The following is a 22,953-nucleotide window of genomic DNA, read 5'->3' on the forward strand; positions in this document are numbered from 1 at the left end:
TTTATGGGTTCCAATAGGTCAAAAATAGGTTTCACCAGGGGTTCTGGGGCGGGCACCTTTGGCCTTTTTAGATATTAAGCCGAAAAGAAGGTTAGGGGGGGGGGGGCGTCCGCCCGCCCGGCGCTCCACCGGTCCCGTCAGTCCTCCGGGGAGTCCCCCGGCGGACCCTGCAGACCCTGCGGTCCGTCGCCGTCCCCGTCGACGCTCCCGTCGCCCTCGCGGCCGGGCCCGTCCGCGGGCGGTGCGCCGGGTCCCGTGTCGCCCCCGGCCTCGGGGCGGACCGGCTTCGGCGGCCGGGTGCGGCCGCCGGTGGTGTCGCGCAGGTACGAGGTGTCGCCGCTCTCCGTCGCGTGCCCGCCCGGTGCCTGACCCGGACCGATGTCCCTGCGGCGCAGATAGCGCTCGAACTCCCGGGCGATGGCCTCGCCGCTCGCCTCGGGCAGCTCGGCGGTGTCCCGGGCCTCCTCCAGCGTCTGCACGTACTCGGCCACTTCGCTGTCCTCGGCGGCCAGTTGGTCGACGCCGAGCTGCCAGGCACGCGCGTCCTCGGGCAGCTCGCCCAGCGGGATGCGCAGACCGATGAGGTCCTCCAGGCGGTTCAGCAGTGCGAGCGTGGCCTTCGGGTTGGGCGGCTGCGACACGTAGTGCGGCACCGCCGCCCACAGGCTCACCGCGGGCACGCCCGCGTGCGTGCAGGCTTCCTGGAGGATGCCGACGATGCCCGTCGGCCCCTCGTACTTGGTCTCCTCCAGGTCCATGGTCCGTGCCAGGTCCGGATCGGAGGTGACCCCGCTGACCGGCACCGGCCGGGTGTGCGGGGTGTCGCCGAGCAGGGCGCCCAGGATCACCACCATCTCCACTCCCAGCTCATGGGCGAAACCCAGGATCTCGTTGCAGAACGAGCGCCAGCGCATGGATGGTTCGATACCGCGGACCAGGACGAGATCGCGGGGCCTGTCCCCGCCGACGCGGACCACGGAGAGCCGGGTGGTGGGCCAGGTGATCTTGCGTACCCCGTTGTCCAGCCAGAGCGTCGGCCGGTTGACCTGGAAGTCGTAGTAGTCCTCGGCGTCCAGCGCCGCGAACACCTCGCCCTTCCACTCCCGGTCCAGGTGCGCGACCGCCGTGGAGGCGGCGTCCCCTGCGTCGTTCCATCCCTCGAACGCGGCCACCATGACCGGGTCGATCAGCTCGGGAACCCCCTCGAGCTCGATCACCCAGGCCTCCTTCCGAAGTTCCCTTGTGTACCCATCAACCTTACGGCTTCCGGCCACTTGCGCCGCAGCCTGAGCGCACAGCCGGGCGAACCCGGCCCGCACGGGCGTATCACCGGTCGAATCAGGGCATCAGACCCGGGATACATCCGAGCTGTGATGGGTAGATTTCGTTCAGGCGCTGGACGGTGGGGTCTTCATGGCGCTATACATCGGATGACCAGAACAGAGGTCCGATGTTATTCCCCTGGGGGCGCACATGAGTCAGACCGTCACGGATTTCGAGGTCCACGACATCCGTTTTCCGACCTCGGAACAACTGGACGGCTCGGACGCCATGAACCCCGATCCCGACTACTCGGCTGCCTACGTCGTACTGCGCACCGATGTCCGGGGCCGCACGGGCGGACCGGACGGCGGCAGCGGCGGCATCGAGGGACATGGCTTCTGTTTCACCATCGGGCGTGGCAACGAGGTGATGGCTGCCGCCATCGACACGCTGCGCCCCTATCTGGTGGGGCGCCCGGCGCCCCGCACCGCGGCCGATCTCGCCGCACTGCACCGCGAGCTCACCCACGACTCGCAACTGCGCTGGCTCGGCCCGGAGAAGGGCGTGATGCACATGGCGGCCGGCGCGGTCGTCAACGCCGCCTGGGACCTGGCCGCCAAGCTCGCGGGCAGGCCGGTCTGGGAGTTCCTCGCCGGGATGACGCCCGAGGAGCTCGTCTCCCTCGTCGACTTCCGCTACCTCACCGACGCCCTCACCCCGGACGAGGCCCTGGAGATCCTGCGGGCCGCCGAACCCGGCCGGGCCGAGCGCGCCGAGCGGCTGCGCGCCGAGGGGTACCCGGCGTACACCACCTCGCCCGGCTGGCTGGGCTACAGCGACGACAAGCTGGTCGGGCTCGCGAAGGAGGCCGTCGCCGACGGTTTTACCCAGATCAAGCTGAAGGTCGGCGGCAGCCTGAGCGACGACGTCCGCAGGCTCGCCCTGGCCCGCGAGGCCGTCGGGCCGGACATCCGGATCGCCGTCGACGCCAACCAGCGCTGGGACGTCCAGGACGCGGTCGAGTGGATGACCGCGCTCGCGCCGTACGACCCGCACTGGATCGAGGAACCGACCAGCCCCGACGACATCCTCGGCCACGCCGCCGTCCGCGCGGGCCAGCCGGTCAAGGTCGCCACCGGCGAACACGTCGCCAACCGGGTCGTGTTCAAGCAGCTGCTCCAGGCCGGGGCCGTCGACTTCGTCCAGATCGACGCGGCCCGCGTCGCGGGCGTCAACGAGAACCTGGCGATCCTGCTGCTCGCCGCCAAGTACGGCGTGCCGGTCTGCCCGCACGCGGGCGGGGTAGGACTCTGCGAGCTGGTGCAGCACCTCTCGATGTTCGACTACGTGGCGGTCTCGGGAAGTCGGGACAACCGCGTGATCGAGTACGTCGACCATCTCCACGAACACTTCGCCGATCCCACCGTGATCGAGTCGGGCCGCTACACCGCGCCGAGCGCCCCGGGCTTCTCCGCCCGGATGCTCCCCGAGTCGATCGACGCACACCGCTATCCGGAGGGCTCCGTATGGCAGTCCCGCCGCACCACCGAGGAGGCCGGCCGATGACCGCGAGAGACGACTTCGAAGGAATGGGAGCCCTGGTCACGGGCGGCGCCTCCGGCATCGGGGCCGCCGTCGCGACCATGCTGCTGGCGCGCGGCGCCCGGGTGGCCGTACTGGACCGGGAGACCGCGGGCGCCCCCGCGGGCGCCCTCGCCGTCAAGGCCGACGTCACCGACGACGACGCGGTGCGCGAGGCGGTCGACCGGGCCGCCGCCGAACTGGGCGCGCTGCACACCGTCGTCTCCAACGCCGGCATCGGATCCATCGGCACCGTCGAGGACAACGCCGACGAGGAGTGGACCCGGGTCCTGGACATCAACGTCCTCGGCATGGTCCGCACCGCCCGGCACGCCCTGCCCCACCTGCGGCGCGCGGCGGCCGACCGCCCCGGCGCCGTCTCGATCACCCAGACCTGCTCCATCGCGGCGACCGCCGGGCTGCCGCAGCGCGCCCTGTACAGCGCGAGCAAGGGGGCGGTGCTCTCGCTGACCCTGGCGATGGCCGCCGACCACGTCCGCGAGGGCATCCGGGTCAACTGCGTCAACCCCGGTACGGCGGACACCCCGTGGATCGGCCGGCTCCTCGGTCAGGCCGACGACCCGGCCGCCGAGCGGGCCGCGCTCAACGCCCGCCAGCCGCTGGGACGGCTGGTGTCGGCGGACGAGGTGGCCGCCGCGATCGTCTACCTCGCGAGCCCCGCCGCCGCCTCGGTCACCGGCACGGCGCTGGCCGTCGACGGTGGCATGCAGGGGCTGCGCCTGCGCCCCGCCGAGAGCTGACCGGGGGAGCGCGGCCCGAGCCGCGTCACGGGCCGCGCCCCTCACGCACGATGCACCACCGCGCACGATGCACCTCCGCTTTGCCGACAGAGCTCCGAGCCGGTACTCACAAAGGAACGGGACACCAATGAGAGTGCGTACGACGAGTGCGGCGGCCTGCGCCGTACTGCTGGCAGTCACCGCCCTCGCGGGCTGCAACCGCGAGTCGACCGCCGACGGCACGGGCGGCGGGAAGGTCGGGATCGATCTGCCGCGCAGCGACAGCGACTTCTGGAACTCGTACCAGAACTACGTGGAGAAGGGCGTCGAGGCGGGGGAGGTCAAGGCGCTGCCGCTGACCAACTCGCAGAACGACATCGGCAAGCTGGTCGCCAACGTCCAGACCTTCACCGACCAGGGCGCCAAGGCCGTGGTGATGGCACCGCAGGACACCGGCGCGATCGCCGAGTCGCTCAACACGCTGAACGAGAAGAAGATCCCGGTCGTCAGCGTCGACACCCGCCCCGACAAGGGCGACGTCTACATGGTGGTGCGCGCCGACAACAAGGCGTACGGGACCAACGCCTGCAAGTACCTCGGCGAGCAGCTGAAGGGCAAGGGCAAGGTCGTCGAGTTCCAGGGCGACCTCTCCTCGATCAACGGCCGTGACCGGTCCGAGGCGTTCAAGGCCTGCATGGACAAGGACTTCCCCGGCATCAAGGTCTTCGAGCTGGCCACCGACTGGAAGGGCGACGTCGCCTCCGCCAAGCTCCAGGCCACCCTGGCCGCCAACCCCGACATCAACGGCATCTACATGCAGGCCGGCGGGGTCTTCCTGCAGCCCACCCTCGCCCTGCTGGAGCAGAAGAAGCTGCTGAAGCCGGCCGGTACGCCGGGGCACATCACGATCATCTCCAACGACGGCATCCCCGAGGAGTTCGACGCCATCAAGGCCGGGAAGATCGACGCGACGATCTCCCAGCCCGCCGACCTGTACGCGAAGTACGCGCTGTACTACGCCAAGGCGGCCCTGGACGGCAAGACCTTCAAGGAAGGCCCCACCGACCACGACTCCCACATCATCAAGATCCCGAACGGCTTCGAGGACCAGCTCCCCGCGCCGCTGGTGACCAAGGACAACGTCGACGACCCGAAGCTGTGGGCCAATCAGCTGGAGAAGAAGAGCTAGCCATGGACCAGGCACCACCTGCCGTACAGGCGGAAGGCGTTGTCAAACGCTTCGGGCCCACCGTGGCGCTCGACGGGGTCCGGCTCACCGTGCAGCCGGGTGAGTCGCACGCCCTGGTCGGGCGCAACGGCGCCGGCAAGTCGACCCTGGTCAGTGTCCTGACCGGACTCCACAAGGCGGACGCGGGCACGGTCGCCTTCGGCGGGGAGCCCGCGCCCGCCTTCGGGGACACCGGGGCCTGGCAGTCGAAGATCGCCTGCGTCTACCAGAAGTCCATGGTCGTCCCGGACCTGACCGTCGCGGAGAACCTCTTCCTCAACCGCTTCGACGACAAGGCCCGCTGGATCAGCTGGGGCAGGCTCCGCAGCCGCGCGCAGCGGCTGCTGGCCGAGTACGGCGTCGAGGTCGACCCCGGCACCCGGGCGCGTGATCTCGCCGTCGAGCAGCGGCAGTTCGTGGAGATCGCCAGGGCGCTGTCCTTCGGTGCCCGGCTGATCGTCCTGGACGAGCCGACCGCCCAGCTCGACGCCCGGGGCATCGGGAGGCTCTTCGACAAGCTGCGGGAACTGCAGAGCCAGGGAGTGGCGTTCCTCTTCATCTCCCACCACCTCCAGGAGGTGTACGAGCTGTGCACGGCGGTCACCGTCTACCGTGACGCCCGCCATGTGCTGACCGCCCCGGTCGCCGACATCGCCAAGGCGGAGCTGGTGGCGGCGATGACCGGCGAGCAGTCCGCCGGTGCCACCGCCTGGCACGCGGGCGGCAGCGGGGCCGCGGTACGGGACGGGTCGGCCGACCCCGTGCTGCGTACCGAAGGGCTCACCGTCCAGGGCCAGTTCGAACCACTGGACCTGGAAGTCCGCCCCGGCGAGGTGCTCGGCCTGGCCGGATCGGCGGCGAGCGGCAACACGGCCCTGGGCGAGACCCTGGCCGGCATGCGCAAGGCGGGCGGCGGCACCGTCCGGGTGCACGGCAGGGCAGTGCGCTCCGGCAGCGTGCCGCACGCGCTGGACGCCGGGATCGGTTACATCCCCGAGGACCGGCACGACCAGGGCCTCGTCCTGGAGCGCAGCGTCGCCGAGAACGCCACGCTCACGGTCACCGACCAGCTCGGCCCGTGGGGGACCGTACTGCCCTCCCGTACCAGGGAGTTCGCGCGCTCGATGATCGCCTCGCTGGACATCAAGACACAGGGACCCGAGCAGCCCGTCTCCGGACTCTCCGGCGGCAACCAGCAGAAGGTGGTGGTGGCCAGGGCGCTGGCCCGCGAACCCAGCGTGCTGGTGGCGGTGCGGCCCACCGCGGGCGTGGACATCAAGTCCAAGGACTCGCTGCTCGGAGTCGTGCGGCGGGTCGCCGACGAGGGGAACGCCGCGGTGATCATCTCGGACGAGCTGGACGATCTGCGGGTCTGCGACCGGGTGCTCGCCCTGTTCCACGGACGCGTGGTCGCGACATTCGCAAGCGGGTGGAACGACGGGGAGCTCGTCGCCGCCATGGAAGGTGTGGGGGAGAGGGAATGACCGGCACGGTACGGCCCCTGACGGCCGACGGCATCGACAGCGGGCCGAAGGGCTCCCCGACCGGCGAAAGGCCGCTGGACCGGCTCAGGCTGATCAGGTGGAGCGACTTCTCGCTGGTCCCCGTGATCCTGGTGCTGATGGTGATCGGGTTCATCGTCTCGCCGGTGTTCCTGACCTCCGAGAACCTGATCAGCGTCGTCCAGCAGTCCTCCGAGCTGAGCCTGCTGGTGCTGGGCCAGGCGCTGATCCTGATCTGCGGGCGGATGGACCTGTCGCTGGAGTCGACGATCGGCATCGCGCCGGTCGTCGCGATGTGGCTGGTGCTGCCCGCCGAGGGCGGCCGCTTCGCGGGCCTGGGGCTGCTGCCCACCTGGTCGGCGATCCCGCTCTGCCTGCTGGTGGGCCTGGTCATCGGCGCGGTCAACGGCTTCCTGATGCTGAAGCTGAGGGTCAACGGCTTCATCGCCACGCTCGGCATGCTCACCATGCTGCGCGGCCTGCACATCGGCATCACCGAGGGCAAGTCCATCACCGATGTCCCGGAGTCCTTCCGCTACCTCGGCAAGAGCGAGTGGCTCGGCGCACCGGCCGCCGTCTGGATCTGCCTCGCGCTGTTCGCCGTCGGCGGCGCCGCGCTGGCCTGGCTGCGCCACGGACGCTCGCTGTACGCCATCGGCGGCAACCCGGAAGCGGCGCGTGCCGCGGGCATCCGGGTGGACCGGGTCACCTGGATCGTGCTGGCCGTCGGCGGCCTGCTGGCGGCCTTCGCGGGCATCCTCTACACCGGTCACTACGGATCGGTCGCGGCGACCCAGGGCAACGGCTGGATCTTCCAGGTGTTCGCCGCCGCGGTCATCGGCGGCATCAGCCTCAAGGGCGGCCGCGGCACGCTGTTCGGGGCGCTGACCGGTGTGCTGACGCTCCAGCTGGTGGTCAATGTGATGACCCTCGGCGGTGTGCCGGCGCTGTGGAACCAGTTCCTCAACGGCGCGATCATCATCGTCGCCCTGGTCATCTCCCGCTTCGCGAGCGGCGAGAAGCAGGACTGAGCATGCTCGGCCCCGCGGGCGTTCGAGTCGCGGGGTCCGGGGCGGAACCCCGGTCACGGGAAGGGGGCGGGTCGGGGAATTCCCCCACCCGCCCCTCCTCTGTCACAGCGACGAACGCAACCACTGCTCCACGCTCGCCACATGCACCGTCGCCCAGGCCCGCGCGGCCTCCGCGTCCCGGTCCCGCAGCGCCGACACGATCGCCCGGTGCTCGTGGAGCGTCCGGGTGACCGCGTCCTCCTGCGTCAGCCCGCGCCAGACCCGGGCCCGCGTCGTCGGCCCCGACAGCCCGTCGAGCAGCGAGCAGAGCACCGAGTTCCCGGACGACTGCACGATGCCCCGGTGGAACTCCAGATCACTGGCGACCAGCTCCTCCACCGAGGGCTGCGCCCCCAGTGCGTCCAACTGCGCGCTGAGCGCGTCGAGTCGGGCCTCGCTGATCCGGGTGGCGGCCATCGCCGTCGCGGCGGGCTCCAGGATCCTGCGGACCGCGAGGAACTCCAGCACCGTGTCGTCGCGGTGGAAGTCCACCACGAAGCTCAGCGCCTCCAGGAGCAGCTGCGGATCGAGGCTGGTCACATAGGTGCCGTCGCCCTGGCGCACATCGAGAATGCGGATCAGCGAGAGAGCCCGCACCGCCTCCCGGAGCGAGTTGCGGGAGAGCCCGAGCTCCGCCGCGAGTTCGCTCTCCTTGGGGAGCCGGTCGCCGGGGCGCAGCGCGCCCGAGACGATCATTCCCTTGATCTTCTCGATCGCCTCGTCGGTGACAGCCATGACGGTCCTCCTGGATCCGAACTGGAATCAGAACCGGAAGCAGAACTCGAATCAGAACTGGGTTCAGACATCCGATGTATTCCTTCATTATGCGGGTCGAAGGAAGCGGATGAACCAGGTCTGCCGCAGGTCGTCCAGGGTGCGGGCGGCGCGTCGGCCGCCGTGCCGTTCCGGACACACGGGAAGGGGCGGCCTCCCCGCGGGAGCCGCCCCTTCCCTGGGTACCTGTACGCCCGTCCCCGTCAGCCCCGGTCGCCGAGCATCGACTCGACGCCGGTCCGGATCTCGTCCGTCGCCAGGCCCCGGATCGTCAGCGTGGTGCGGCGGCGCAGTACGTCGTCCGCCGTCTCGGCCCACTCGTGGTCACGGGCGTAGGCGACCTGCGCCCAGATCTCCGGCGCGTCCGGGTGGATGCGCTCGGCCAGCGCCGGGTTCTCGTTCGCCATCCGGGCGATGTCGAAGGAGAGCGAACCGTAGTGCGTGGCCAGGTGCCGCGCGGTGTCGGCCGCCATCCGCGGACCAGGTGTGCCGCCGTCGATCAGCAGCCGGTGCGCCACCGCGTTCGGGTTGGCGATGCCGGGCAGCGGGAGCTTCTTCGGAAGGTGCGAGATCGGCTCCATGTCCTCCGCGAGCGGGTGCCCGGGGAGCGCGGCCAGCTTGTTCATCACCGTACGGCCGATGTGGCGGAACGTCGTCCACTTGCCGCCCGCGACCGACAGCATCCCGCCGCGCCCCTCCGTCACGACCGTCTCGCGCTTGGCCTTGGACGTGTCGCCGGGGCCGCCCGGCAGCACCCGCAGACCGGCGAAGGAGTACGTGATCAGATCACGCGAGAGCTGCTGGTCCCGGATGGAGAACGCCGCCTCGTCGAGGATCTGCGCGGTGTCCTTCTCGTTGACGGCGACGTCCGCGGGATCGCCCTCGTACGCCTCGTCCGTCGTGCCGAGCAGCAGCATGTCCTCCCACGGCAGGGCGAACGTGATGCGGTACTTGTCGATCGGGGTGGCCAGCGCGGCCTTCCACGGGCGGGTGCGCTTCAGGACGAGGTGCGCGCCCTTGGACAGGCGTATGGAAGGTGCCGCGTCCGGGTTCTCCATCCTGCGCAGGTGGTCGACCCACGGCCCGGTGGCGTTCAGCACGAGCCGGGCGTTGACGCCGAACTCCGTGCCGTCCAGGCGGTCTTCGAGCTCGGCGCCGGTCACCCGGCCCCTGGTGAACCGCAGCCCGGTCACCGCCGCGTGGTTGAGCACGACCGCACCCGCGTCGACGGCCGCGCGCACCGTCATCAGCGCCATCCGGGCGTCGTTCATCTGGTCGTCGCCGTAGACCGCGACGGCCTTCAGGTTGTCCGTACGCAGCTCGGGCACGTCGCGCCGGGCCCTGGCCGGGCTGATCACGTGCCCGACGCCGTCACCGAACGCGGAGAGCGCCGAGTAGGCGAACACCCCCGCGCCGAGCTTGGCCGCGCCGTGCGGGCCGCCCTTGTAGACCGGCAGGTAGAAGGTGAGCGGATTGGCCAGGTGGGGGGCCACCTGGCGGGAGACCGCACGGCGCTCGAAGTGGTTCTCCGCGACCAGCTTCACCGCGCCGGTCTGCAGGTAGCGCAGACCGCCGTGGAGCAGCTTGGAGGAGGCGGAGGAGGTGGCGCCGGCGAAGTCACCGGCGTCCACCAGGGCCACCCGCAGCCCGGACTGCGCGGCGTGCCAGGCGGTGGAGATGCCCAGGATGCCGCCACCGATCACCAGGAGGTCGTACGCAGCCTTGGACAGCTGCTCCCGGGTTTCGGCACGGCTCGGGAGGGAGCCGGAGGCCGGGTGGGTCCCGAGGGCCGGGACGCTCTGCAGGGTGGTCATGTCGATTACTCCTCGGCAGTGTCTTCGTCGAGCCAGCCCATGGAGCGTTCTACGGCCTTGAGCCAGCTCTTGTACTCGCGGTCGCGGGTGTCCGCGTCCATGCGGGGGGTCCACTCGGCGGCCCGGCGCCAGTTGGCGCGCAGCGCGTCGGTGTCCGGCCAGAAGCCGACGGCGAGACCGGCGGCGTAGGCGGCGCCGAGGCAGGTCGTCTCGGCGACCATGGGCCGCACCACGGGTGCGTCCAGGAAGTCGGCGAGCGTCTGCATCAGCAGGTTGTTGGAGGTCATGCCGCCGTCGACCTTCAGGGCGGTCAGCTCGACCCCCGAGTCCTTGGTCATGGCGTCGGTGATCTCGCGGGTCTGCCAGGCGGTGGCCTCCAGGACGGCACGGGCGATGTGCGCCTTGGTGACGTACCTGGTCAGACCGGCGATGACGCCGCGGGCGTCGGAGCGCCAGTACGGGGCGAACAGACCGGAGAACGCGGGCACGAAGTACGCGCCACCGTTGTCCTCGACCGAGGAGGCCAGGGTCTCGATCTCGGCCGCGGACTTGATCAGGCCCATCTGGTCGCGCATCCACTGCACCAGCGAACCGGTGACGGCGATGGAGCCCTCCAGGGCGTAGACCGGCTTCTGGTCGCCGATCCGGTACCCCACGGTCGTCAGCAGCCCGTTGTACGAGTTGACGGGCGTCTCGCCGGTGTTCATCAGCATGAAGGTGCCGGTGCCGTACGTGGACTTGGCCTCGCCCTCGGAGAAGCAGGTCTGGCCGAAGAGGGCCGCCTGCTGGTCACCGAGCGCGGACGCCACCGGGACACCGTCGAGCACGCCGCCCTTGGCGTTGCCGTACACCTCGGCGGAGGAACGGATCTCGGGGAGCACCGCGGCCGGGATCTCCATCGACTGGAGGATCCGCTCGTCCCACTGCATCTCGTGCAGGTTCATCAGGAGGGTGCGCGAGGCGTTGGTGACATCGGTGACGTGGACGCCGCCGTCGGTGCCGCCGGTCAGGTTCCAGATGACCCAGGAGTCCATGGTGCCGAAGAGGATGTCGCCGCGCTCGGCGCGCTCGCGCAGCCCCTCGACGTTGTCGAGCAGCCAGCGGACCTTGGGGCCGGCGAAGTACGAGGCGAGCGGCAGCCCGGTCTCGCGGCGGAAACGGTCCTGCCCGACGTTGCGGCCGAGCTCCTTGCAGAGCGCGTCCGTCCGGGTGTCCTGCCAGACGAGGGCGTTGTGGACCGGCTCACCGGTGTTCTTGTCCCAGAGCAGCGTGGTCTCGCGCTGGTTGGTGATGCCGATCGCCTTCACGTCGGCGGCGGTGATGCCCGCCTTGACGATGGCGCCGGCCACGACCTCCTGGACGTTCTCCCAGATCTCGGTCGCGTCGTGCTCGACCCAGCCCGGCTTCGGGAAGATCTGTTCGTGCTCCTTCTGGTCGACGGAGACGATCCGGCCGTCCTTGTCGAAGACGATGCAGCGGCTGGAGGTGGTGCCCTGGTCGATGGCCGCGATGAACGGGCCGGTGGTGTGTGCGTCGGTCACGGTGTGCTCCCGGAAGTCTGTGTGGTCGTGAGGGTTACGGCTCTGGGCGCCACGGCTCAGGCGAAGGCGACGTTGTAGAGCCCGCCCGCGATCGCGCCGCCGATCAGCGGTCCGGCGACCGGGATCCACGCGTAGCCCCAGTCGGAACCGCCCTTGTTCGGCAACGGCAGCAGCGCGTGCACGATACGCGGACCGAGGTCGCGAACCGGGTTGATCGCGTAGCCCGTCGGGCCGCCGAGCGAGAGACCGATACCGACGACCACCAGAGCGGTGACCAGCGCGCCGAGCGTGCCCAGACCGTTGCCCTCGTTGTTCAGGCCCTGGGTGAGGATCGCCAGGACGAGCACGACGGTGGCGATGATCTCCGTGACCAGGTTCTGCACGGCGTGCCGGATCTCGGGGCCGGTGGAGAAGATGCCCAGGACCGGTCCGGCCTTCGGGGCGGCCGCCTTGTCGACCATGCCCTCTTCACCCGTATGGGCGGCCAGGATCTCCGGATCCGTCAGGTGCGCCCGGAACTGCCCGTAGTACGTCAGCCAGACCAGCACCGCGCCGATCATCGCGCCGAACAGCTGGGAGACGAGGTACAGCGGGACGTCGCTCCACTCGGTGCCGCCCTCGATCGCGAGACCGATCGTGACCGCCGGGTTGAGGTGCGCGCCGGAAACGCCACCGGCCAGATACGCGCCGGTCAGCACGGCGAAACCCCACCCGAAGGTGATGGCGAGCCAGCCGGCGTTCTGCGCCTTGGAGCGCTTGAGAGTGACGGCGGCACAGACACCACCGCCGAGCAGGATGAGCACGGCGGTACCTATGGTCTCGCCGATGAAGATGTCGGAGCTGGACACCCGCGACTCCTTTGTCCTTCGTCCAGGGAAGCCGAACCCCGGGTCCCTCCGGTGGTCCGCGCCCTCGTGGGAGGGCGTTTTCCGGCCCTTGGCGCTGTCACACCCTAACGCTGTTTCCGTTTGGTGTTCGACAATGCCGACCGGTGAACGGCAATGCTTCCCCCAGGTGAATCGGGCGTCAAGGGTTGTGTGGCCTATAACTCGATCGTTACCGGGTGGCGCGGCGCAGCGGTGCTCAGAAGCGCCCGGCGCCCAGGTCCCTGGAGACCGCGCGGGCGCAGTCGCGCACCGCGGCGATCAGCTCGGGGCGCAGCTCCCCGTCCGCGCACACCCGCTCCACCGCACCGGTCACGGCGACCGCGCCGACCGGCATCCGCCGCCGGTCGTGGATCGGGGCGGCCACCGCGGCCACGCCCTCCCAGGTCTCCTCCACGTCGGCCGCCCAGCCACGCGCCCGGATCAGGTCGAGCATCGCCTCGAACTCCTCCGGATCGGTGACGGTGCGCGGCGTGAAGGGCTGCCGCTCGGTCTCCATGGCCTCGGTGTGCGCCACCGGGTCGTACGCCGAGAGCACCTTGCCCAGGGCCGTGGAGTGCAGCGGCTGCATGGCCCCGACCTCCAGGACCTGCCGGCTGTCGTCGGGGCGGAACACGTGGTGGACGATGAGGACGCCCTGCTGGTGCAGCACGCCCAGATGGGCGCTCTCGCCGCTGGAGCGGGCCAGGTCGTCCGTCCAGACCAGCGCGCGGGCCCGCAGCTCGTGGACGTCCAGATAGCTGTTGCCCAGGCGCAGCAGCTCGGCGCCCAGCTGATAGCGGCCGGACGCGGCGTCCTGCTCGACGAAGCCCTCGTGCTGGAGCGTGCGCAGGATGCCGTGTGCGGTGCCCTTGGCCAGGCCCAGTGAAGAGGCGATGTCGGAGAGCCCCAGCCGACGCTCGCCACCTGCCAGCAGACGCAGCATCGCCGCCGCCCGCTCCAGCGACTGGATGTTCTTGGCCATCGCGCCGTACTCCTCCACCTCGGTTCGACAATGCTGAACACTATCGGTCGATGCCGACCCCCGCTCGATCGTGCGGCAAAACCGCGACATCGCTGCGAACCGGACATCCCCCCGCACAGCATGCAGTCCGCTCCGTGGGACGGAGTGACGGCCCCGGGCGTCGCACGGCTACGCTGGCCTGGTGCGCCTTCCACCGAAGACGCAAAGCCGACAGCCGTCGCATCCCAGGGAGTACATCCATGGCCTCGTCGCCGACCCCTTCCGCCGACAGCCGGAACCGAGCCGCAGCCCTCCGCGAGGCGCTCGCCACCCGCGTGGTGGTGGCCGACGGTGCCATGGGCACCATGCTCCAGGCGCAGGACCCGACCCTTGAGGACTTCCAGAACCTCGAAGGGTGCAACGAGATCCTGAACGTCACGCGCCCGGACATCGTGCGTTCGGTGCACGAGGAGTACTTCGCCGCCGGCGTCGACTGCGTCGAGACGAACACCTTCGGCGCGAACCTGGCGGCCCTGGGCGAGTACGACATTCCCGAGCGGGTCTTCGAGCTCTCGGAGTCCGGCGCGCGGATCGCCCGCGAGGTCGCCGACGAGTTCACCGCCTCCACCAGGCAGCAGCGGTGGGTGCTCGGCTCGATGGGCCCGGGTACGAAGCTGCCGACGCTGGGCCACGCCCCGTACGCCAGGCTCCGCGACGCCTACCAGCAGAACGCCGAGGGCCTGATCGCCGGCGGCGCCGACGCGCTGCTGGTCGAGACGACCCAGGACCTGCTCCAGACCAAGGCCTCCGTCATCGGCGCCCGGCGCGCCCTGGAGGCCACCGGGGCCGACCTCCCCGTGATCTGCTCCGTCACCGTCGAGACGACCGGCACCATGCTGCTCGGCTCCGAGATCGGCGCGGCGCTCACCGCCCTGGAACCGCTCGGCATCGACCTCATCGGCCTGAACTGCGCCACCGGCCCCGCCGAGATGAGCGAGCACCTGCGCTACCTCGCCCGGCACTCCCGCATCCCGCTGTCCTGCATGCCCAACGCCGGTCTCCCCGTGCTCGGCAAGGACGGCGCGCACTACCCGCTGTCCCCGTCCGAGCTCGCCGACGCCCAGGAGACCTTCGTCCGGGAGTACGGCCTCTCGCTGGTCGGCGGCTGCTGCGGCACGACCCCGGAGCACCTGCGCCAGGTCGTCGAGCGGGTCCGCGGCGTGGCCGTCACCCCCCGCGACCCGCGCCCCGAGCCGGGCGCCGCCTCCCTCTACCAGACCGTCCCGTTCCGCCAGGACACCTCGTACCTCGCGATCGGTGAGCGTACGAACGCCAACGGGTCGAAGAAGTTCCGCGAGGCCATGCTCGAAGCCCGCTGGGACGACTGCGTGGAGATGGCCCGCGACCAGATCCGCGAGGGCGCGCACATGCTCGACCTCTGCGTCGACTACGTGGGCCGCGACGGTGTGGCGGACATGGAGGAGCTGGCCGGCCGTTTCGCGACCGCGTCCACCCTCCCGGTCGTGCTGGACTCGACGGAGCTGCCCGTGCTGCGGGCCGGTCTGGAGAAGCTGGGCGGGCGCGCCGTTCTGAACTCGGTGAACTACGAGGACGGCGACGGTCCGGAGTCCCGGTTCGCCAAGGTCACGGCGCTGGCCGTGGAGCACGGTGCCGCGCTGATCGCGCTGACGATCGACGAGGAGGGCCAGGCCCGCACCGTCGAGCACAAGGTCGCCGTCGCCGAGCGGCTGATCGCGGACCTGACCGGCAACTGGGGCATCCAGGAGTCGGACATCCTCATCGACACCCTGACCTTCACCATCTGTACCGGTCAGGAGGAGTCGCGGGGTGACGGCATCGCCACGATCGGGGCGATCCGCGAGCTGAAGAAGCGCCACCCCGACGTGCAGACCACCCTGGGCCTGTCGAACATCTCCTTCGGCCTCAACCCGGCCGCCAGGGTCGTGCTGAACTCGGTCTTCCTGGACGAGTGCGTCAAGGCCGGCCTCGATTCCGCGATCGTGCACGCCTCGAAGATCCTGCCGATCGCGCGCCTGGAGGAGGAGCAGGTCAAGGTCGCCCTCGACCTGATCCACGACCGCCGCGCCGAGGGATACGACCCGCTCCAGAAGCTCATGGAGCTGTTCGAGGGCGTCAGCACGAAGTCGATGAAGGCCGGCAAGGCCGAGGAACTCCTCGCCCTGCCGCTCGAAGAGCGACTCCAGCGCCGCATCATCGACGGCGAGAAGAACGGCCTGGAGGCCGACCTCGACGAGGCGCTCACCACCACGCCCGCTCTGGACATCGTGAACAACACCCTCCTGGAGGGCATGAAGGTCGTCGGTGAGCTGTTCGGTTCCGGGCAGATGCAGCTGCCGTTCGTCCTGCAGTCCGCCGAGGTGATGAAGACCGCGGTGGCCTATCTCGAACCGCACATGGAGAAGTCGGACGCCGAGGGCAAGGGCACCATCGTCCTGGCCACGGTCCGCGGCGACGTCCATGACATCGGGAAGAACCTCGTCGACATCATCCTGTCCAACAACGGCTACAACGTCGTCAACCTCGGCATCAAGCAGCCCGTCTCCGCGATCCTGGAGGCGGCCGAGGAACACCGCGCCGACGTCATCGGCATGTCCGGCCTCCTGGTCAAGTCGACCGTGATCATGAAGGAGAACCTCCAGGAGCTGAACCAGCGCAAGCTGGCCGCCGACTTCCCCGTGATCCTCGGCGGTGCGGCCCTGACCCGCGCCTATGTCGAGCAGGACCTCCACGAGATCTACGAGGGCGAGGTCCGCTACGCCCGCGACGCGTTCGAGGGGCTGCGGCTGATGGACGCGCTGATCGCGGTCAAGCGCGGGGTCCCGGGCGCGGTCCTGCCCGAGCTCAAGCAGCGCCGGGTGCCCAAGCGGGACACCGCGGTCCTGGAGGTCGACGAGCCGCAGGAGGGCGTGCGCTCCGACGTCGCGGTCGACAACCCGGTCCCGGCCCCGCCGTTCTGGGGAACCCGGGTCGTCAAGGGCATCCAGCTCAAGGAGTACGCCTCCTGGCTCGACGAGGGCGCCCTCTTCAAGGGCCAGTGGGGGCTCAAGCAGGCCCGTACCGGCGACGGCCCCACGTACGAGGAGCTGGTGGAGACCGAGGGCCGCCCGCACCTGCGCGGCTGGCTCGACAAGCTCCACACCGAGAACCTCCTGGAAGCCGCCGTCGTCCACGGCTACTTCCCGTGCGTGTCCAAGGGCGACGACCTGATCCTGCTCCACGAGGACGGCTCGGAGCGGACCCGCTTCACCTTCCCCCGCCAGCGCCGCGGCCGCCGCCTGTGCCTCGCGGACTTCTTCCGCCCCGAGGAATCCGGCGAGACCGACGTCATCGGCCTCCAGGTCGTCACCGTCGGTTCGAAGATCGGCGCCGAGACCGCGAAGCTCTTCGAGGCCAACTCCTACCGCGACTACCTCGAACTCCACGGCCTGTCCGTCCAGCTCGCCGAGGCTCTCGCCGAGTACTGGCACGCCCGGGTCCGCGCCGAGCTGGGCTTCGGCGGCGAGGACCCGGCCGACGTCGAGGACATGTTCGCGCTGAAGTACCGGGGCGCGCGCTTCTCCCTCGGGTACGGGGCCTGCCCCGACCTGGAGGACCGCGCGAAGATCGCCGAGCTGCTCCAGCCCGAGCGGATCGGGGTGCATCTCTCGGAGGAGTTCCAGCTGCATCCGGAGCAGTCCACCGACGCGATCGTCATCCACCACCCGGAGGCGAAGTACTTCAACGCGCGGTAAGACGCCGTTCAACGCGCGGTAGCACGACAAGTCGTACACTTGTCGGCCCAGTGCAGGCCGGTCGCCCTTCCCACGGGAAATGGCGGCCGGCCTTCTCGTCCCTCACGGAAGGTGTGCCGGATGACCAGCACCGTCCCCGCGTCCCTGACCCGCACGGCCGAAGGCGCCGCGCTCCAGGCCGTCCTCCTCGACATGGACGGCACCCTCGTCGACACCGAGGGGTTCTGGTGGGACGTGGAGGTGGAGGTCTTCGCGGAGCTCGGGCACCAGCTCGACGAAGCCTGGCGGGACGTGGTGGTCGGCGGGCCGATGACCCGCAGTGCCGGCTACCTCATGGACGTCACCGGTGCGGACATCACCCTCGACGAGCTGACCGTGCTGCTCAACGACCGCTTCGAGGAGCGCATCGGCCGCGGTGTGCCGCTGATGCCCGGTGCGGCCCGGCTGCTGGCCGAACTGGTCAGGCACGACATTCCCACGGCCCTGGTCTCCGCCTCGCACCGGCGGATCATCGACCGGGTACTGGAGTCGGTGGGCCGTCACCACTTCGCCCTCACCGTCGCGGGCGACGAGGTCTCCCGCACGAAGCCGCACCCGGAGCCGTATCTCTTCGCCGCTTCCGGTTTCGGCGCGGATCCCGAGTACTGCGCGGTCATCGAGGACACCGCGACCGGTGTCGCGGCCGCCGAGGCGGCGGGCTGCCGGGTGGTCGTCGTGCCGTCCGTCGCCCCCATCGCCCCCGCGTCCGGCCGGGTGGTCGTACGTTCGCTCGAAGAAGTCGACCTCGCTTTTCTCCGGGGCCTGGTCACGGGAAAGCGTTGATCCGCATACCGAGAGTATTTCTGTGAATGAATAGAAAAGCTCTCGGCGGAGGATGGTGCATTTTCTGTCGTGCGCGCGTGGGCAAGCCGGTGATCGAATAGGGGATTCGAACGGCCCCGGGCGTGAGCTTTCTCACCCGAAAAGCGATCCGGCGGCATTTCAAGATCCCCCGTCACGTCCGTTTTGTGGCACCCGGATGTACCGGTTCGCCCAAGTATCTGTGGAACATTCCTGGTGCAGGGAAATGGCTCGCCATTAATTCCCGGCACCATCGGATTACGCACCGGAAGTTCTCCGGTCCGGCATTGCCGGTGACGCCTACTAATGTCGCTTTCTCCATGCCCGGATGAGGGAGAGCGTCCAAGATGAACCGCAAGACTCTGGTGCTGCCGGCCGTCGTCGGCCTGCTCGCGCCCGTACTCGCCGCCTGCGGCGCGTCGGGTGACGGGGGCGATGACAAGGACGCCGTCGTCGTCGGCGCCACGGACCAGCTCGTCGCCTCCAAGGACAACCCCGCACCGCTCGATCCCGCCATCGGCTACGAGGCCGGCGTATGGAACGTGCTCCGGCAGACCGTGCAGACCCTGATGCACGTTCCGCGCGGCGGCGGACTGCCGGTGCCCGAAGCGGCCGAGAGCTGTGCCTTCACGGACACCCAGAACGAGAGCTACCGCTGCAAGCTGCGCAGCGGCCTGGAGTTCGCCGACGGCAGGCCGGTCACCGCCGACGACGTGAAGTACTCCGTGGACCGGGTCATCGGCATCCACGCGGCCAACGGGCCGGTCGCCCTGCTCGACAACATCGACACGGTCGAGACGAGGGACGAACGGGAGGTCGTCTTCCACCTGCGCACACCCGACGCCACGTTCCCGTACAAGCTCGCCACCCCCGTCGCCGGAATCGTGCCGCGGAGCGCGTACCCGGCGAAGTCCGCGCGGACCGGGTTCCAGGTGGACGGCTCCGGCCCGTACACCATGAAGGCGGAAGTCAGGCACAACAAGGCCGTGAAGATCCACTTCACCAGGAACCCCCGCTACAAGGGGGACCTGAAGGTGCGCAACGACGAGGTCGAGCTGGACCTCTTCCCCGACGCGGCCGCGATGGGGAAGGCGTTCGACAGCAAGAAGATCGACATGATGGCCCGCACCATGACGCCCGCACAGGCCCAGGAGCTGCTGGAGAAGCCCGAGAGCGGCGTCAAGCTCACCGAGATGCCCGGCCTCGCCATCCGCTACCTCGGCTTCGACACCAAGGACCCGGCCGTCAAGGACAAGGCGGTCCGTCAGGCCATGGCCCAGGTCGTCGACCGGGGTGAGATCGCGGGCAAGGTGTACGGCACCACGGCCGAGCCGCTGTACTCGCTGATCCCCTCCAGCATCGCCGGGCACACCAACTCGTTCTACAACAAGTACGGCGAGCCCAGCACCGCGAAGGCCGCGGCCATCCTGCGCTCGGCGGACATCCACACTCCGGTGAAGCTCACCCTGCACTACACCACCGACCACTTCGGCGTCGGCACCGCCGCCGAATTCCAGGCCCTGAAGAAGCAGTTCAACGACACCGGGCTGTTCGACGTCGATGTCGAGGGCACCCCCTGGGAGAAATTCCGTCCCGCCCAGGTCCGCGGCGACTACGCCGTCTACGGCATGGGCTGGTTCCCCGACTTCCCGGACCCCGACAACTTCACCGCGCCGTTCCTCGACCGGAACAACTTCCTCAACTCGCCCTACCAGTCGGCCCTGGCGCAGAAGACGCTCATCCCGCAGTCCCGCCGCGAGACCGACCGCAGCGCCGCGGCCAAGACCTTCCAGCAGCTCCAGGACGTCGTCGCCACCGACGTACCCGTACTGCCGATCTGGCAGGGCAAGCAGTACGTCGCCTCCCGCGAGGGCCTCACCGGCGTCGAATGGGCGGTCAACGCCTCCGCCGACCTCCAGCTGTGGGAGCTGGCAGAAGACCCGCGCTGAGCCAGGAGGTGCCCCGGGCCCGTCCGGCCGGGGCACCACCGCTCAGGTCACTGGGCGCCGGGGCGGACCAGGCCGCTTTCGTACGCGTACACCGCGGCCTGCACGCGGTCGCGCAGCCCGAGCTTGGTCAGCACATGGCCGACATGCGTCTTGACCGTCGTCTCGCTGACGAACAGATCCGCGGCGATCTCCGCGTTCGACAGACCGCGGGCCACCAGCTTCAGCACCTCGACCTCGCGGTCGGTCAGTGTGTGCAGGGTGTCGGGCAACGGCTCCTCGCCGGACGGCAGATGGTCCGCGTACTTGTCGAGGAGCCTGCGGGTGATGCTCGGGGCGAGCATCGCCTCGCCCGCCGCGACCACCCGGATGGCCTGCACCAGCTCATTGGCCGGGGCGTCCTTCAGCAGGAAGCCGCTGGCACCGGCGCGCAGCGCCTCCACCACGTACTCGTCGAGATCGAAGGTGGTCAGCACCAGCACCTTCGCCGGGCCGTCGCGGCCCGGTCCGGTGATCTGGCGGGTCGCCTCGACGCCGTCCATCCGCGGCATCCGGATGTCCATCAGCACCACATCGGGCTGCAACGCCCGCACCTGGTCGAGAGCCTGGAGACCGTCACCGGCCTCACCCACCACCGCGAGATCGCCCTCCGCCTCCAGGATCATCCGGAAGCCGGTGCGCAGCAGGGGCTGGTCGTCGACCAGTAGGACGCGGATAGCCACAGGGTCTCCTTCAGGGTCCTTCGGGGGCCACAGGCCGGCCGGCCTCAGCACGGACCGGATCCATTCTGCCCTGCACATCCTGCTCCGCCTCGGCCGGGCGGGCCGTCAACGGATAGACCGGGGGAGTGCCACCGAATTCGGGACAGACCGACCGGTGGTCGCACCAGCCGCAGAGCTTCGTCGGCCGGGGCCGCCACTCACCCGTCTCCGTGGCCAGCCGGATCGCGTCCCACAGCGCCAGCAGCTTGCGCTCCACCCGCTCCAGGTCCGCCACCACCGGGTCGTACGTCAGGATGTCCCCGCTGCCGAGGTAGACCAGCTGGAGCCGGCGCGGCACCACACCCTTCAGCCGCCAGATCACCAGGGCGTAGAACTTCATCTGGAAGAGCGCGCCCTCCGCGTACTCCGGGCGCGGCGCCTTCCCCGTCTTGTAGTCGACGATCCGGACCTCGCCCGTCGGCGCCACGTCGATCCGGTCGATCACCCCGCGCAGCCGCAGCCCCGACGCCAGCTCCGTCTCGACGAACAGCTCCCGCTCGGCGGGCTCCAGACGCGTCGGATCCTCCAGCGAGAACCACCGCTCCACCAGGCTCTCCGCCTCCGAGAGCCAGCGCGCCAGCCGCTCGCCCCCGGCATCCTCGGCGAACAGCTCCGACAGCTCCGGCCTGGACTCCAGCAGCCGGTCCCACTGGGCGGGGATCAGCGCCGTGGCCCGGCCCGCCGTGCGCTCCACCGCGGGGTTGTCGAACAGCCGCTCCAGCACCGCATGGACCAGCGTGCCCCGGGTAGCCGCCTCGCTGGGCTTCTCCGGCAGCTTGTCGATGACCCGGAAGCGGTACAGCAGCGGACACTGCATGAAATCGCTCGCCCGCGACGGAGACAGGGACGAAGGCGGCTGAGCGGGCCGCGGCAGGGAGGTCATGTCGAAGACCCTACGGCCCGCCACTGACAGCGGGCGGCATACCATCGACCACACAGCCTCGAACACTGCATGATCGTGCCGTAGGGCACCGACCGGAGGGACCCCGTGGACGAGAGCGGCGACAGCGGGCGGCCGCAGCCCGGTGCAGGGGGAGCAACCCCCGGACCCGGCCCCGACAAGGGCGAACCGCAGCGCCCCGAAGAGCCCGGAGGCGGCCTTCTCATGGGCCGCCCCTTCGGCGTGCCGGTGTACGTCGCGCCCAGCTGGTTCCTCGTGGCCGCGCTGATCACCTGGGTCTTCGGCGGTCAGCTCGAACGGGTGCTGCCCGAGCTCGGCTCGGCGCGCTACCTGGTCTCCCTCTTCTTCGCGATCGCCTTCTACGCCTCCGTGCTCGTCCACGAACTCGCCCACACCGTCGTGGCACTGCGCTACAAGCTGCCGGTGCGCCGCATCCAGCTCCAGTTCTTCGGCGGCGTCTCCGAGATCGAGAAGGAGTCCGAGACCCCGGGCCGCGAATTCCTGCTGGCCTTCGTCGGACCGCTGCTCTCCCTGGTTCTCGCGGGCCTCTTCTACATCGGGATGATGTTCGTCGAGCCCGGCACCGTGCCCGGTGTCCTGCTCGCCGGCCTGATGATCTCCAACCTCCTGGTGGCCGCCTTCAACCTCCTGCCGGGACTGCCGCTGGACGGCGGACGCATGCTGCGCGCCGTCGTCTGGAAGGTCACCGGAAAGCCGATGAGCGGCACCGTCGCCGCGGCCTGGGTCGGCCGCGCCCTCGCCGTCATCACCCTGATCGGCCTGCCGCTGCTCACCCACACCGGGACCTTCGGCAACGATCCCGGCGACCTCAGCGGCATGGACACCATCACCGACGCGCTGCTCGCCGCCATCCTCGCCGCGATCATCTGGACCGGGGCGGGCAACAGCCTGCGCATGGCCCGCCTGCGCGAACACCTCCCCGAACTGCGCGCCCGCACCCTCACCCGGCGCGCCGTCCCGGTGGAGTCCGCCACCCCGCTCTCCGAGGCCCTGCGCCGGGCCAACGAGGCGGGCGCCCGCGCCCTGGTCGTCGTCGACGGCCACGGCGAACCGAAGGGCATCGTCCGGGAGACGGCCATCGTGGGCGTGCCGGAGCACCGCCGCCCCTGGGTCGCCGTCAGCGGTCTCGCCCAGGACCTCACCGAAGGCATGAAGGTCTCCGCCGAGCTGTCCGGCGAAGCCCTCCTGGACCGGCTCAAGGCCAGCCCGGCCACCGAGTACCTCGTCCTGGAGGAGACCGGAGAGATCTACGGCGTCCTCTCCACCGCAGACGTCGAACGCGCGTTCGTCGCCGCTCTGGCCAGGCCCGCCGCCTGACCGCCAGGGCCTCTCGTGTGGATCATGCCGGGCTCGCGGGGTGATCCGAACGAA

The 22,953-nt window shown here is 70.0% G+C and carries 17 protein-coding genes; 9 read left to right on the forward strand and 8 right to left on the reverse strand.

What is annotated here, in order from left to right; all coding sequences use genetic code 11:
• Window positions 1-137 precede the first annotated feature (137 nt).
• Window positions 138-1,217 (reverse strand): PAC2 family protein, encoded by a 1,080-nt coding sequence (locus ACFYY1_RS21270; protein ID WP_388587692.1) that lies wholly within the window; start codon window positions 1,215-1,217, stop codon window positions 138-140.
• Window positions 1,218-1,473: 256 nt separating this feature from the next.
• On the opposite strand from ACFYY1_RS21270, the gene ACFYY1_RS21275 reads away from it, so the two are divergent.
• From ACFYY1_RS21275 to ACFYY1_RS21295, 5 genes are all read left to right on the forward strand, one after another.
• On the forward strand, window positions 1,474-2,829 hold the full coding sequence (locus tag ACFYY1_RS21275) for an enolase C-terminal domain-like protein (protein WP_388587695.1): 1,356 nt from the start codon (window positions 1,474-1,476) through the stop codon (window positions 2,827-2,829).
• Window positions 2,826-3,605 carry an SDR family NAD(P)-dependent oxidoreductase gene (locus ACFYY1_RS21280; protein WP_388587697.1) on the forward strand — a complete coding sequence of 260 codons (780 nt, stop codon included), beginning with the start codon at window positions 2,826-2,828 and terminating at the stop codon, window positions 3,603-3,605. The genes ACFYY1_RS21275 and ACFYY1_RS21280 overlap by 4 nt, the downstream gene beginning before the upstream one ends.
• A gap of 127 nt (window positions 3,606-3,732) precedes the next feature.
• Window positions 3,733-4,773 carry a sugar ABC transporter substrate-binding protein gene (locus ACFYY1_RS21285; protein ID WP_388587700.1) on the forward strand — a complete coding sequence of 347 codons (1,041 nt, stop codon included), beginning with the start codon at window positions 3,733-3,735 and terminating at the stop codon, window positions 4,771-4,773.
• Window positions 4,774-4,775: 2 nt separating this feature from the next.
• Entirely contained in the window at window positions 4,776-6,296 is a 1,521-nt protein-coding gene (locus ACFYY1_RS21290; protein WP_388587701.1) for a sugar ABC transporter ATP-binding protein, read from the forward strand.
• A complete protein-coding gene (locus tag ACFYY1_RS21295) occupies window positions 6,293-7,345 on the forward strand; it encodes an ABC transporter permease (RefSeq protein WP_388587704.1) in 1,053 nt (350 codons plus the stop codon). Before ACFYY1_RS21290 ends, ACFYY1_RS21295 begins: the two co-directional genes overlap by 4 nt.
• A 102-nt stretch (window positions 7,346-7,447) precedes the next feature.
• Here ACFYY1_RS21295 and ACFYY1_RS21300 read toward each other — a convergent pair whose 3' ends face one another.
• The 5 genes from ACFYY1_RS21300 to ACFYY1_RS21320 form a co-directional block, all read right to left on the reverse strand.
• Window positions 7,448-8,119, reverse strand: coding sequence for a FadR/GntR family transcriptional regulator (locus tag ACFYY1_RS21300; protein ID WP_388587706.1), 672 nt, complete (start codon window positions 8,117-8,119; stop codon window positions 7,448-7,450).
• Window positions 8,120-8,361: 242 nt separating this feature from the next.
• A complete protein-coding gene (locus ACFYY1_RS21305) occupies window positions 8,362-9,972 on the reverse strand; it encodes an FAD-dependent oxidoreductase (RefSeq protein ID WP_388587709.1) in 1,611 nt (536 codons plus the stop codon).
• A 5-nt stretch (window positions 9,973-9,977) separates the two neighbouring features.
• Window positions 9,978-11,513 (reverse strand): glycerol kinase GlpK, encoded by a 1,536-nt coding sequence (glpK, locus tag ACFYY1_RS21310; protein WP_388587711.1) that lies wholly within the window; start codon window positions 11,511-11,513, stop codon window positions 9,978-9,980.
• Between the two features lie 56 nt (window positions 11,514-11,569).
• Entirely contained in the window at window positions 11,570-12,361 is a 792-nt protein-coding gene (locus tag ACFYY1_RS21315) for an MIP/aquaporin family protein (RefSeq protein WP_388587712.1), read from the reverse strand.
• A gap of 235 nt (window positions 12,362-12,596) precedes the next feature.
• Entirely contained in the window at window positions 12,597-13,361 is a 765-nt protein-coding gene (locus ACFYY1_RS21320; RefSeq protein ID WP_388587714.1) for an IclR family transcriptional regulator, read from the reverse strand.
• A 239-nt stretch (window positions 13,362-13,600) separates the two neighbouring features.
• Here ACFYY1_RS21320 and metH point away from each other — a divergent pair, with 239 nt between their 5' ends.
• The 3 genes from metH to ACFYY1_RS21335 all read left to right on the forward strand — a co-directional run bounded on the left by metH (window position 13,601) and on the right by ACFYY1_RS21335 (window position 19,902).
• Window positions 13,601-17,113, forward strand: a complete 3,513-nt coding sequence (gene metH, locus ACFYY1_RS21325; protein ID WP_388587717.1) for a methionine synthase — start codon at window positions 13,601-13,603, stop codon at window positions 17,111-17,113.
• A gap of 120 nt (window positions 17,114-17,233) precedes the next feature.
• On the forward strand, window positions 17,234-17,935 hold the full coding sequence (locus ACFYY1_RS21330; protein WP_388587720.1) for an HAD family hydrolase: 702 nt from the start codon (window positions 17,234-17,236) through the stop codon (window positions 17,933-17,935).
• 365 nt (window positions 17,936-18,300) lie between these two features.
• Window positions 18,301-19,902, forward strand: coding sequence for an ABC transporter substrate-binding protein (locus ACFYY1_RS21335; RefSeq protein ID WP_388587721.1), 1,602 nt, complete (start codon window positions 18,301-18,303; stop codon window positions 19,900-19,902).
• 47 nt (window positions 19,903-19,949) lie between these two features.
• Here ACFYY1_RS21335 and ACFYY1_RS21340 read toward each other — a convergent pair whose 3' ends face one another.
• Complete coding sequence (locus ACFYY1_RS21340) at window positions 19,950-20,621, reverse strand: response regulator transcription factor (protein ID WP_266736078.1); 672 nt, start codon at window positions 20,619-20,621, stop codon at window positions 19,950-19,952.
• Between the two features lie 10 nt (window positions 20,622-20,631).
• On the reverse strand, window positions 20,632-21,477 hold the full coding sequence (locus tag ACFYY1_RS21345; protein ID WP_388588103.1) for a RecB family exonuclease: 846 nt from the start codon (window positions 21,475-21,477) through the stop codon (window positions 20,632-20,634).
• A 171-nt stretch (window positions 21,478-21,648) separates the two neighbouring features.
• Between ACFYY1_RS21345 and ACFYY1_RS21350 the strand changes: the two genes are divergently transcribed.
• Window positions 21,649-22,899, forward strand: coding sequence for a site-2 protease family protein (locus tag ACFYY1_RS21350; RefSeq protein ID WP_388587724.1), 1,251 nt, complete (start codon window positions 21,649-21,651; stop codon window positions 22,897-22,899).
• Window positions 22,900-22,953 lie beyond the last annotated feature (54 nt).

It is taken from the genome of Streptomyces sp. NPDC001890, from assembly GCF_042891445.1.
Taxonomy (GTDB): Bacteria; Actinomycetota; Actinomycetes; order Streptomycetales; family Streptomycetaceae; genus Streptomyces.

Excerpts from the sequence above, each read along its gene's own strand:
- ACFYY1_RS21275 (WP_388587695.1), top strand. The coding sequence starts at position 1,474 with ATGAGTCAGACCGTCACGGATTTCGAGGTCCACGACATCCGTTTTCCG.
- ACFYY1_RS21280 (WP_388587697.1), top strand. The coding sequence starts at position 2,826 with ATGACCGCGAGAGACGACTTCGAAGGAATGGGAGCCCTGGTCACGGGC.
- ACFYY1_RS21285 (WP_388587700.1), top strand. The coding sequence starts at position 3,733 with ATGAGAGTGCGTACGACGAGTGCGGCGGCCTGCGCCGTACTGCTGGCA.
- ACFYY1_RS21290 (WP_388587701.1), top strand. The coding sequence starts at position 4,776 with ATGGACCAGGCACCACCTGCCGTACAGGCGGAAGGCGTTGTCAAACGC.
- ACFYY1_RS21295 (WP_388587704.1), top strand. The coding sequence starts at position 6,293 with ATGACCGGCACGGTACGGCCCCTGACGGCCGACGGCATCGACAGCGGG.
- ACFYY1_RS21300 (WP_388587706.1), bottom strand. The coding sequence starts at position 8,119 with ATGGCTGTCACCGACGAGGCGATCGAGAAGATCAAGGGAATGATCGTC.
- ACFYY1_RS21305 (WP_388587709.1), bottom strand. The coding sequence starts at position 9,972 with ATGACCACCCTGCAGAGCGTCCCGGCCCTCGGGACCCACCCGGCCTCC.
- ACFYY1_RS21320 (WP_388587714.1), bottom strand. The coding sequence starts at position 13,361 with ATGGCCAAGAACATCCAGTCGCTGGAGCGGGCGGCGGCGATGCTGCGT.
- metH (WP_388587717.1), top strand. The coding sequence starts at position 13,601 with ATGGCCTCGTCGCCGACCCCTTCCGCCGACAGCCGGAACCGAGCCGCA.
- ACFYY1_RS21330 (WP_388587720.1), top strand. The coding sequence starts at position 17,234 with ATGACCAGCACCGTCCCCGCGTCCCTGACCCGCACGGCCGAAGGCGCC.
- ACFYY1_RS21335 (WP_388587721.1), top strand. The coding sequence starts at position 18,301 with ATGAACCGCAAGACTCTGGTGCTGCCGGCCGTCGTCGGCCTGCTCGCG.
- ACFYY1_RS21345 (WP_388588103.1), bottom strand. The coding sequence starts at position 21,477 with ATGCAGTGTCCGCTGCTGTACCGCTTCCGGGTCATCGACAAGCTGCCG.